The following is a 10402-nucleotide window of genomic DNA, read 5'->3' as shown; positions in this document are numbered from 1 at the left end:
CGACACGCGGGGTGGTCCCATCACTGGCAACCGGGTGGTCCCATGCTCGTGGCAGAAAACCACCCTCGGTGGTCCCATAAGCCTGGCCGGCGACACGGTGCCTCACGAAGGTCCGGAGGCTCGGGGGGCGTCACGGGCGTGTGGAGGCCCGGAGGCTCTTTCCGAGGAGTCTCGCCGGCCGCCTTCTCGCAGCTCGTGTAGCCCTCGTCGTAGCCCGTGGCGTATCCGCGCTCGTAGTCGGGGCTCGCCGGCAGCCCCCGTCCTCGGGTCTTCGGCTTGGGCCGGCCGTCGCACTCCGCTCTGCCCGCCGCGTACCCCTCTCCGAAGCCCTTGGCGTAGTCGCCCCGGTCGCGCGGCACGGGCACCCCCGGGGCCGTACCGGACGCGGCGGGCTCTCCCGCAACGGAACGGGCGACGACCGAGGCCTGTGAGGCTCCCGTGGGTCCGAGCGCGAGCGCGAGGACCGCCGGAGCGACCAGGATCACAGATCGCTTGCCTGCCATGACCGACTCCTTCGCTTGTCCGGGCCACCCGAGGTGATCGCGACGGTCCAGGTGACCCCGTTGCCGTCGAAGCACATGGTGTCCGGTATGCCGTGACAGCGACGTGACGAAGGACGGCCCGACGAAGGAAGGACGGCCTGACGTAGGACGGCGGGGCCGTGGAAGCGGGGTGGTCTCAGCGTGCGGCTGTGCGGAGGCCGGCGACGAGCTCGCCGACGAGCGGTGTCGGGCGCAGGCCCAGCTCGGAGTCCAGGAGGTGCTCGTACCGCTCGTAGTCGCGAAGGGCCTCGGCCTGGTTGCCTTCCGCGAGGTGGGCGCGGATCAGCGCGGCGTGGGCGCTCTCGCGCAGCGGCTCCGCCCGTACGGCCACCCCGGCGGCGGCCACCGCGTCGGCGAACCTGCCGGCCCTGATGAAGTCCTCGGCCAGGGCTTCCAGGGCGTGCAGCCGTAGCTGGTGCCACTCGTCTGCCTCGTGGACCACCCAGTCGTCGTACCAACCGGGCAGCAGGTCGACCGACAACTTCTCCACGGTCGCCGCGCTGAGGTCCTGTTCGAGCGTGGGCGCGCAGGGGTCGAGGATGCGCCTGGCCAGCGATCGGGCCTCGTCCACGTCGACCCCGGCGACCGGCCTGAGGCGTACCTCGGTCGCGCCGATGTCGAGGACCTGACGTCCGACCCCTTCGAGACGCGCCAGCGCCGACCGGAGGCTCGCGTACGCCCGCCGCTCGGGCCGGTCAGGCCACAGCGTGCCCGCCATCAGGGTCCGGGGTACGGCCTGCCCGCACAGGGCGACGAACGACAGAAGACGCTCGGAGCCGCCCGAGATGGTCACCTGCTCGCGTCCGGCCAGCAGCCGGAAGCCCCCCAGAAGGTCGACCCGCAGGACGGGCCGGTCGCCGCTCTCCATAAGTTCTGCTGCCTCCCGTGTGGAAAGCGAGTCGTCTGGTAAGCAGCCCTCCCGTCGCCGTCTCTCCTCCGACTATGTACCCGGTAGATGGCGATATGTCCCGTTTTATTGGGTCAGCATGCGGCCTGGCGAACCGCAGGAGCCCGCCCTCCCGTCACGCACGCGTCATGCTCCGGTGACGCCGGCCGGGTCACGCTCTCATGTGGCCGCCACCTTCGGCGGCACGAGAGGAGGTCGATCTCCATGAGGAGAAACGTCTTCGCGGCACTCGCCCTGAGCGGCGCGCTCGCCGTACCCGCGACACTCGCGTCGGCGGCCCTCGCGGCCGCTCCTTCCGATGAGCTGATCAAGGGCGGGTACGAGTCCCTGGCGTCGTGCCAGAGCGCCCTCCCCGACATAGAGGAGCAGCAGTCCTCCATCGAGACATCACTCGTCTGCAAGGCCTACACCGAGCCGTCGTCCGCCACGATGTGGGGCGTCTACACCTCGACGACGACTGGCGAGGAGACACCGGTCGACGAGTCGTAGCGGCGCGCGGCCGGCCGGGCACGCCCCGGGCCACGGGGTGACGAAGCGGACCGGCCCGCACTGAGCGGTGCCCGGCGGACGGGGCGGTACGTGCCTTCCAGGCGCGGGCCGTCCCGTCCGCGCACGCGGCCGATCAAGCGCACGCGGCCGATCAGCGCACGCCGCCGATCAGCGCACGAAGCCGGTCAGCGCACCAAGCCGGTCAGCGCACGAAGCCGGTCACGGTCAGCGCACGCGGCCGTCAGCCCACGCGGCCGTCAGGGATGCGGCTGTCAGGGCTTTCGCCCGAGCCCGCAGAACTCGTCCACCTCGCGGGCGAACTGGCTCTCGTGGTCGTCCGGCCGCCAGTTGGGGCAGGAGACCACGCCGGGCTCGACGAGCTCCAGGCCGTCGAAGAAGCCGCTGATCTGCTCCGGGGAGCGCAGGTTGTAGGGGACCGAGCCGCTGGCGTTCCAGATGGCGATCGCGGCCTCGAACTCCGGCCCTCGCACGACGTTGGTGCCGTCGGCGATCGCCAGGTAGCTGCCGGACGGCAGGGCGTCGGTCAGCCGCTTGACGATGGAACGCGCCTCCTCGATGTCGGAGACGTGACCGAGGATGTTCAGCAGCATCAGGGCCACCGGCCTGTCGAAGTCCAGGGTGGTGCGGCCCGCCGCTTCCAGGACCGTCTCGGGGTCACGCAGGTCGGCGTCGATGTACTGGGTGACGCCTTCCGGCGCGCTGACGAGCAGGGCGCGTGCGTGCGTCAGCACCACCGGGTCGTTGTCCACGTAGACGATGCGGGACTCCGGGGCGATCCGCTGGGCGACCTCGTGGGTGTTGTCCAGGGTCGGGAGCCCGGTGCCGATGTCCAGGAACTGGCGGACCCCCGCCTCGGCGGCCAGATAGGTCACCGCGCGCGACAGGAACCCCCGCGAGCTGCGAGCGATCTCCACGATGTCGGGGAAGACCTCGCGGAACTGGTCGCCGACCTCGCGGTCGACCTGGTAGTTGTCCTTGCCTCCGAGCCAGTAGTTCCAGATCCGGGGCGAGTGGGAGACCGTGGTGTCGATCTTTGGCGGCTCGCCGGGCGGCAACGAGCTGTCGGTCACGGGGTTCTCCTGTCGGAAATGGGACGACTGGAACTCCAAATTAATCGGCAAAACCGTCATTCCGCAGCAGTAACCGATCTTGATCACAAACCGTGATATGTCAGGCCGGTCGGCGCCCGGCCGGCGGCCGAATCGCACCGCTTCCCGGAGGTAGTTGAGCAAGCGTACGCTTGGTCAGGTCCGGTACGGCCGACGCGGGAGTTGAGGATGGCAGGCAGCATCACGGAATACCGCAACCTGATCGGGGGCGCGCTGGTGCCCGCCGCGGACGGCCGCACACTGGACTCGGTCAACCCGGCGACCGGCGAGGTCTGGGCACGGATCCCGGCGAGCGGCCGGGCCGACGCGGACGCCGCCGTCACCGCCGCGAGGAAGGCGTTCCCCGGCTGGTCCGGGATGCCCGCTCTCGGGCGCGCCGGCTTCCTGCGCGAGGTCTCCGAGGTCTTCGCGGCCCACACCGAGGAGCTGGCCCGCGTCGAGACGCGCGACAACGGCCGCATCCTGCGCGACACCCTGAAGAAGGACCTGCCCGGCATGACGTACCTGTGGCGGATCGCCGCCGGGGACGTCCTCGACGCGGTCAAGGGCGACACGGTCATCCTCGGGCCCGACACGCTGGGGCTCACGCGGCGCGAGCCGTACGGCGTGGTCCTGGGGATCATCCCGTGGAACTCCCCCATCTCGACGTTCTCGGCGAAGGCCGCGTACGCGCTGGCCGCCGGCAACACCGTGATCGTCAAGCCCGCCGAGCAGGCGTGCGCGTCGGTGCTGCGGCTCGGCGAGCTCCTGGCCGACGTGCTGCCTCCGGGGGTGCTGAACATCGTCAGCGGGCTCGGCGAGGAGGTCGGCGACGCGCTGGTACGGCACCGGGGGGTCGGCAAGATCAGCCTCACCGGCTCCACCCAGACGGGCCAGGCCATCACGCGGGCCAGCGCCGACTCACTGAAACCGCTCACCTTCGAGCTGGGCGGCAAGTCCCCCAACATCGTCTTCGCGGACGCGGACCTGGACGCCGCAGCCCAGGGCGTCACGGTCAACTCCGTCTACACGGGCAACGCCGGGCAGGTCTGCGTCGCGGGCTCGCGCATCCTGATCCAGCGTCCCGTCTGGGACGAGATGATCGAGCGCGTCGCCGCCGTCGCGGGAGGCCTCACGCTGGCCGACCCGCTCGATCTCGCGACGACGATGGGCCCGATCGTGTCGGCGGGCCAGTACGAGCGGGTCACCGGGTACCTGGAGATCGCCGAGAAGGAGGGCGCGGAGCTGGTGTTCGGCGGCACGACCGGCGCCTCGGTGGTCCCGTCGATGCCCGGCGGCTACTGGGTGGCCCCGACGCTCTACACCACCACCGACAACTCGCTCCGCGTGTGCCAGGAGGAGATCTTCGGCCCGGTCGCGGTGGCCATCCCCTTCGACACCGACGAGGAGGCGCTGGCGATCTCCAACGACTCCTCGTACGGCCTGGCCGCCGGGGTGTGGACCCGCGACCTCGGGCGTGCCCACCGGTTCGTCCGCGACCTGCAGAGCGGCACGGTTTGGGTCAACACCTTCCGCCAGATGCCTCCCGGCCTCCCGTTCGGCGGCGTCAAGGACAGCGGCTACGGCCACGACTCCGTCCTCGCGTACACCCGGGAGAAGGCCGCGATCATCCAGACCTGACGATCCCGGCGGCGGGGCTACCGTACGGGGCCGGGGGCCGGGTGCAGGACCGACGCGAGCTCGGGGACGCGGGCGCGGTAGCCGTCGAGCAGTTGGCGGGCCACCGAGACCGAGTCGACCAGCGGGTGCGAGGCGAACGCCCGCAGCGCCACGCCCGCCGAGCCGGTCACCGCCGCCTCGATGGTGAGCTGCTCGACGGCCTTGACCTGCTGGACGAGCCCGAGGAACTGGCCGGCCAGCGGCCTGGTCGCGAGCGGTCGCACCCCGCCCGCGTCCACGACGCAGGGGACCTCCACGACGGCCTCGGGCGGCATCCCGGCGACCGCCGAGCCGTTGCGCACGTTGAGGATCATGGTCGTGCTCCCGCCCCGGGCGATGGTGGTCATCAGCGCGAGCGCGATGCCCTCGTACCCGCCGGCCGAGAGGTCGGCCGCGTCACGCTCACCGGCCTGGGTGGTGTCGCGGGTCTCGGCCATGTAGGAGGCGTCGCGCTCCCTGCGGGCGCGCTGCCACTCGGCCAGGGCGTGCTCGGGCTCCCGCCGGACCGCCGAGTAGAACCGTGACTGCTGCTGGAGCAGGGACTCCCCCCGGGTCTGGGCCGCGCCGCCGATCGCGGCCACGGCCTCCCGGGTGAAGTAGTAGTAGTACAGGTACTCGTTCGGCAGCGCGCCCAGCGACCGCACCCACTCGGGGCCGAACAGCCGTGCCTCCTCCACCAGCTTGAGCGCCGTGTCGTCGGCGAGCAGGTCGGGAAGCACGTCACGCCCCCCGTACGACAGCCCGCGCAGCCATCCGAGGTGGTTGAGCCCGACGTAGTCGGGGGCGGTGCGGGCGGGGTCGAGGCCGAGCGACCGGGCGGCCCTGCGGATCAGCCCGAGCGGAGAGTCGCAGATGCCCACCACGCGGTCGCCCAGAACCCGCTGCATGGCCTCGGTGATCATGCCGGCGGGGTTGGTGAAGTTGATGACCCACGCCCGGGGCGCGACGGCGGCGACACGCTCGGCCACGCGCATGGCCACCGGGATGGTGCGCAGGCCGAAGGCGATGCCCCCCGCCCCGATCGTCTCCTGACCCAGGATGCCGAGGTCGAGGGCGACCCGCTCATCGGCGGTGCGGCCTTCGAGCCCGCCCACCCTGATCGCCGAGAACACGAACGTGGCGTCGCGCAGCGCGTCGTCGAGGTCGGTGGTGGCACGCACGCGCGGCGGGTCGTCGCACCCGGCCGCGAGCTGGGCGAGCACGTGGCCCACGGCGGCCAGACGCTCCTCGGAGACGTCGTACAGCACGACCTCCTCGACCCTCGGCCTGCCGGTGTCGCGCAGCAGCGCGCCGTACACCAGCGGGACGCGGAAACCGCCGCCGCCGAGGATGGCCAGCCTCATACCTGCTCCTTCATGTCAGCAGCACCTGCGCGCCCGCCCCGGTGAGGGTGCGGACGGTCGGCTCGTCGGCGCCCTCGTTCGTCACGACCACGTCGAGCTCCTCGGGGCCGCACACCCGCAGCGCCCCGTTGCCGGGGAACTTGTGCCGGTCGACCAGGAGGACGACCTGCCCGGCGGCCACCATCATGGCCCGCTTCAGCGGGACCTCGGCGATCGTGGAGTCGGTCACCTGCCCATCGGGGCGCACGCCGCTCGCGCTCAGGAAGACGCGGTCGGCGGACACCTGGCGCAGCGCCTCCTCGGTCAGCACCCCCACGAGCGAGGAGTGGGGGGCGCGGCGCAGCATGCCGCCGAGCAGCAGCAGCTCCACGGCGGAGTCGCCGCGCAGCACGTCGACGACGGCCAGGCTGGAGGTGACCACGGTGACGCGGCGGCCGCTCAGGTGGCGGGCCAGCCTCACGGTGGTGCTGCCGACGTCGAGCAGCACGACATCCCCGTCGCGGACCAGCCGGGCGGCGCGGGCGGCCACGGCGTCCTTGTCGCGCTCACCGGGACTCTCGGGCCGCCCGGACGCAAGGTCGTCACCGGCGCCGGCGACGAGGCCGCCGGGCGCTCCCCCGCCTGCGGAGACTCCACCACCCGCTCCCCCGCCGGCGAGCGCTCCACCGCGTACGCGCGTGAGCGTGCCGTCGCGGTCGAGGATCTCCAGGTCGCGGCGGATGGTCGAGGGGCTGACGCCGAGCTGGGCCGCCAGGTCGCGCACGCTCGTGGCGCCCGCGAGGCGGACACGCGCCATGATCTCGGCATGCCGGACGTGCTGGAGCACGCCAGGATCGTATCAGTCATTCTTGCGCGCTACTAAGCAAAAATGAGCATCATTGCCCGTCAACTCTTGATCTGGGTGGTCGAAACGTGCAAGAGTGCGCACATCTTCGCTCAGTCGAGGAGGACTCACTCCGTGTCTGTCCAGGCGTATGACCCACTAGCCGATCAACGCTGCCCAGACGGGCCAGAGTTCGACGTGTTCACGGCGGGCACCGTCTTCCTCGACATCGTCTTCACGGGGCTCCAGGCGATGCCGGCCGCCGGCACCGAGGTCTGGGCCGACGGCATGGGGTCGTGCCCCGGCGGTATCGCGAACCTGGCCATCGCCTCCAGCCGCCTCGGCCTGCGCACCTCCATGGCCGCCGCGTTCGGCGACGACGACTACGCCGACTTCAACTGGCGCATCCTGTCGGAGCAGGAGTCGGTCGACCTGTCCAGGTCGCGCAGGTTCCAGCGGTGGCACTCCCCGGTGACCGTCTCGATGGCCGTGAACCGCGACCGCAGCATGGTCACCCACGGGCACCCCCCGCCCATGGCCGCGACCGAGATGATCGGCCGCCCGCCCCGCTCCAGCGCGGTGATCGTGCCGTTGTCGGTGGAGGAGCCGCTGGGCAGCGGGGGCACCGGCACGTGGGCCGATCTCGCGCACAAGGACGGCGCGCTCATCTTCGCCGACGTCGGGTGGGACCCCTCCGAGACCTGGTCCCCCACCCTTCTCGACCAGCTCGCCGTCTGCCACGCCTTCATGCCGAACGCCGTGGAGGCCATGGCGTACACCGGCACGGAGACGCCGCGCGAGGCCCTGTACCAGATCGCCGACCGCGTCCCGCTGGCCGTGGTCACCGACGGCGCCAACGGCGCGATGGCCATCGACTCCACGACCGGCGAGGAGGCGTACGTCCCGGCGCTGCGGGTGACCGCGCTCGACCCGACCGGGGCCGGCGACGTCTTCGGGGCGGGCCTGGTGCTCGGCACGCTCTCGGGCTGGCCGCTGGCCGACCGCCTGGCGTTCGCCGGGGTGTGCTCGGCGCTCGCGGTGCAGCAGTTCGGCGGGTCCCTGGCCGCGCCCGGCTGGGGCGACATCGCCGACTGGTGGCACGACGTGCGGGCCGCCGCCGGCACCAGCGGGGCCTACATCGCCTCGCTCGCCCGCCGGTACGCCTTCCTGGACAAGCTGGTCCCCAGCGTCCCGGTGGGGGCCGTGCGCCGGGCCGCCGCGACCATGTCGCGGCACGCCGACGTGGGAGCGGGCACCACGCCGCGCGAGGCCGAATAATTCGAGTCCCCCGGGTGTTGATCCCTATCGCTGTTGTGGGGAGTCGCCCGGCGTCGTCTTCCGGGCCTCGGCACGACCCCCGCGGCGCAGGGGACGGACCAGGACCATCGAAAGGACGAGATGATGACGAGACCCGCACTCGGTGAAGTCGGTGTCTGGCAGGGAAGGCCCCCGTTCACCCCGAAGCTGGCGTTGTCGCTGGAGCAGCTCGGCTACGGCGCGCTCTGGGTGGGCGGATCGCCGGACGGCGACCTGCGGATCGTCGAGGAGCTCCTCGACGCGACCACCACGGTGGCCGTCGCCACCGGGATCGTCAACATCTGGAAGGACGACCCGCGGACCGTGGGCGCCTCCTTCCGGCGCATCGAGGCCAGGCACCCGGGCCGCTTCCTCCTCGGCGTCGGAGCCGGGCACCCCGAGGCGGTGACGGAGTACACCAAGCCCTTGGCCGCCCTTGAGCGCTACCTCGACGGGCTCGACGCGGCCGGGGTGCCGGTCGAGAGCCGGGCGCTGGCCGCGCTCGGCCCCAAGGTGCTCCGGCTCTCGGCCGAGCGGACCGCCGGCGCCCATCCGTACCTGACCACGCCCGAGCACACCAGGCAGGCCCGCGAGATCCTCGGCGCGGGCGCGCTGCTGGCCCCGGAGCAGAAGGTCGTGCTCACCGAGGACGTGGACCACGCGCGCTCGATCGCCAGGCAGGCCGTACGGATGTATCTGGGCCTGAGCAACTACACCTCCAACTGGCGCAGGCTGGGCTTCGGCGACGACGACCTCGCGGGCGAGGGCAGCGACCGCCTGATCGACGCCCTGGTCGTCTACGGCGACCCGGCGACGGTCAAGCGCCGCGTCGACGAGCATCTCGCCGCGGGCGCCGACCACGTCAACATCCAGCTCCTGACCGACCCGGGAACCGACCCCCTGGACGACTACCGGAAGCTGGCGGAGGTGCTGTTCGCCTAGAAGATCCCTAGGGCTTCGCCTTGCTGGGCTGCACGCGCTTGGGTTCGCCGGGCATCTTCGGGTAGTTGGGCGGATAGGGCATGTCGCCGCGCTCGTCCTTGGCGTACCACGCGAGCAGCGGCTCGATGGAGAACGCGCGGTCGTCGATCTCCTTGTGCACGTCGCCCAGCTCGGCGAATCTCGGCGGGACGGTGCGGATGTCGAAGTCGCGGGGGTCGACGTCGGCCAGCTCCTCCCAGGTCACCGGCGTGGACACCGGGGCGTAGGGCCGGGCGCGCACGGAGTAGGCGCTGGCGATGGTGCGGTCGCGGGCGTTCTGGTTGTAGTCGATGAAGACCTTCTCACCGCGCTCCTCCTTCCACCAGGCCGTGGTGGTCAGGTCGGGGCGGCGGCGCTCCACCTCGCGGGCGAGGCCGATGGCGCTCTGCCGCACCTCGGTGAACGACCACCGGCGCTCGATGCGCACGTTGATGTGGATGCCCCGGGTGCCCGACGTCTTGGGGAAGCCGCGCATGCCCAGCTCGTCGAGGACCTCCAGCACGGCGAACGCGGTCTCCCTGGCGTCGTCGAAGCCGGTGCCGGGCTGGGGGTCGAGGTCGATGCGCAGCTCGTCGGGATGCTCCACGTCGTCGGCGCGGGTGGGCCACGGGTGGAAGTCGATCGTGCCGAGGTTGGCGCAGTAGGCGATGGCGGCGACCTCGGTGACGCGCAGGGCGTCGGCGCTGCGGCCGCTCGGGAACCGGATGGTGACGGTCTCCAGCCAGTCGGGGCGCCGGGTCGGGATGCGCTTCTGGTAGATCGCCTCGGACTGCACCCCGTCGGGATGCCGCTTGAGGTAGGTGGGCCGGTCTCTGAGCGCGCGCAGCGCCCCCTCGCCGACCGACACGTAGTACTCGACCAGCTCGCGCTTGGTCGCCCCGATGTCGGAGAAATAGATCTTGTCGGGGTTGGTGACCTTGATGACACGGTCCCCGACGTTGAGCTCGATGAATGGCGACGCCATGCCTCCGACCGTACCCCGCGACGGTGACAGAAACCGGGAGGGGACGGTCCGTCCCGGAGTACCTCGGTGGCGGACCGGGCGCTCGAACGGGACGGACCTCGACGATCGCCCGCCACGATCACCGGACCCGGCGCTGACGTGCCACCCGTCCGGCGGCCTCCCCCGACCGTATGACGGCGCGCCGCGTGGACGCGGACGCCGCCTGAGGCGGGGATGGACCGGCGATCCTCCCTCAGCTGGAGGTGATCAACCCTCCGCTACTAAAGAC

Annotated in this window: 9 protein-coding genes; 4 read left to right on the top strand and 5 right to left on the bottom strand. The window is 71.7% G+C overall.

Annotation, left to right across the window (positions count from 1 at the left end; translation table 11 throughout):
* Positions 1 to 678: 678 nt before the first annotated feature.
* A complete protein-coding gene (locus tag AB0B89_RS15000; RefSeq protein ID WP_358552520.1) occupies positions 679 to 1410 on the bottom strand; it encodes a BTAD domain-containing putative transcriptional regulator in 732 nt (243 codons plus the stop codon).
* A 243-nt stretch (positions 1411 to 1653) separates the two neighbouring features.
* Between AB0B89_RS15000 and AB0B89_RS14995 the strand changes: the two genes are divergently transcribed.
* Positions 1654 to 1938: a hypothetical protein gene (locus tag AB0B89_RS14995; protein ID WP_358552518.1), complete on the top strand. Its 285-nt coding sequence runs from the start codon at positions 1654 to 1656 to the stop codon at positions 1936 to 1938.
* Positions 1939 to 2210: 272 nt separating this feature from the next.
* Here the strand turns inward: AB0B89_RS14995 and AB0B89_RS14990 are convergent, their stop codons facing one another.
* A complete protein-coding gene (locus tag AB0B89_RS14990; protein WP_358552516.1) occupies positions 2211 to 3029 on the bottom strand; it encodes an SAM-dependent methyltransferase in 819 nt (272 codons plus the stop codon).
* Between the two features lie 207 nt (positions 3030 to 3236).
* Here AB0B89_RS14990 and AB0B89_RS14985 point away from each other — a divergent pair, with 207 nt between their 5' ends.
* Positions 3237 to 4688: an aldehyde dehydrogenase family protein gene (locus AB0B89_RS14985; protein WP_358552514.1), complete on the top strand. Its 1452-nt coding sequence runs from the start codon at positions 3237 to 3239 to the stop codon at positions 4686 to 4688.
* Between the two features lie 17 nt (positions 4689 to 4705).
* On the opposite strand, the gene AB0B89_RS14980 is transcribed toward AB0B89_RS14985, so the two are convergent.
* Both AB0B89_RS14980 and AB0B89_RS14975 read right to left on the bottom strand, forming a co-directional pair.
* On the bottom strand, positions 4706 to 6070 hold the full coding sequence (locus AB0B89_RS14980; protein ID WP_358552512.1) for a 6-phospho-beta-glucosidase: 1365 nt from the start codon (positions 6068 to 6070) through the stop codon (positions 4706 to 4708).
* Between the two features lie 10 nt (positions 6071 to 6080).
* The gene (locus tag AB0B89_RS14975; RefSeq protein WP_358552510.1) at positions 6081 to 6896 is read right to left on the bottom strand and encodes a DeoR/GlpR family DNA-binding transcription regulator; all 816 of its coding nucleotides are present in this window, start codon (positions 6894 to 6896) and stop codon (positions 6081 to 6083) included.
* A 132-nt stretch (positions 6897 to 7028) separates the two neighbouring features.
* Here AB0B89_RS14975 and AB0B89_RS14970 point away from each other — a divergent pair, with 132 nt between their 5' ends.
* Both AB0B89_RS14970 and AB0B89_RS14965 read left to right on the top strand, forming a co-directional pair.
* Complete coding sequence (locus AB0B89_RS14970; RefSeq protein ID WP_358552508.1) at positions 7029 to 8171, top strand: PfkB family carbohydrate kinase; 1143 nt, start codon at positions 7029 to 7031, stop codon at positions 8169 to 8171.
* A gap of 123 nt (positions 8172 to 8294) precedes the next feature.
* Positions 8295 to 9131: an LLM class F420-dependent oxidoreductase gene (locus tag AB0B89_RS14965; RefSeq protein ID WP_358552506.1), complete on the top strand. Its 837-nt coding sequence runs from the start codon at positions 8295 to 8297 to the stop codon at positions 9129 to 9131.
* 7 nt (positions 9132 to 9138) lie between these two features.
* On the opposite strand, the gene ligD is transcribed toward AB0B89_RS14965, so the two are convergent.
* The gene (gene ligD / locus AB0B89_RS14960; RefSeq protein WP_358552504.1) at positions 9139 to 10134 is read right to left on the bottom strand and encodes a non-homologous end-joining DNA ligase; all 996 of its coding nucleotides are present in this window, start codon (positions 10132 to 10134) and stop codon (positions 9139 to 9141) included.
* Positions 10135 to 10402 lie beyond the last annotated feature (268 nt).

Source organism: Sphaerisporangium sp. NPDC049002 (assembly GCF_040649355.1).
GTDB lineage: Bacteria > Actinomycetota > Actinomycetes > Streptosporangiales > Streptosporangiaceae > Sphaerisporangium.
The sequence above is the reverse complement of the archived record's forward strand: the minus strand, read 5'-3'. Positions and strand labels throughout refer to the sequence as shown.

Bases quoted from the DNA above. Each gene is read 5' to 3' on its own strand.
- AB0B89_RS15000 (WP_358552520.1), bottom strand. From the start codon at position 1,410: ATGGAGAGCGGCGACCGGCCCGTCCTGCGGGTCGACCTTCTGGGGGGC.
- AB0B89_RS14995 (WP_358552518.1), top strand. From the start codon at position 1,654: ATGAGGAGAAACGTCTTCGCGGCACTCGCCCTGAGCGGCGCGCTCGCC.
- AB0B89_RS14985 (WP_358552514.1), top strand. From the start codon at position 3,237: ATGGCAGGCAGCATCACGGAATACCGCAACCTGATCGGGGGCGCGCTG.
- AB0B89_RS14980 (WP_358552512.1), bottom strand. From the start codon at position 6,070: ATGAGGCTGGCCATCCTCGGCGGCGGCGGTTTCCGCGTCCCGCTGGTG.
- AB0B89_RS14965 (WP_358552506.1), top strand. From the start codon at position 8,295: ATGACGAGACCCGCACTCGGTGAAGTCGGTGTCTGGCAGGGAAGGCCC.
- ligD (WP_358552504.1), bottom strand. From the start codon at position 10,134: ATGGCGTCGCCATTCATCGAGCTCAACGTCGGGGACCGTGTCATCAAG.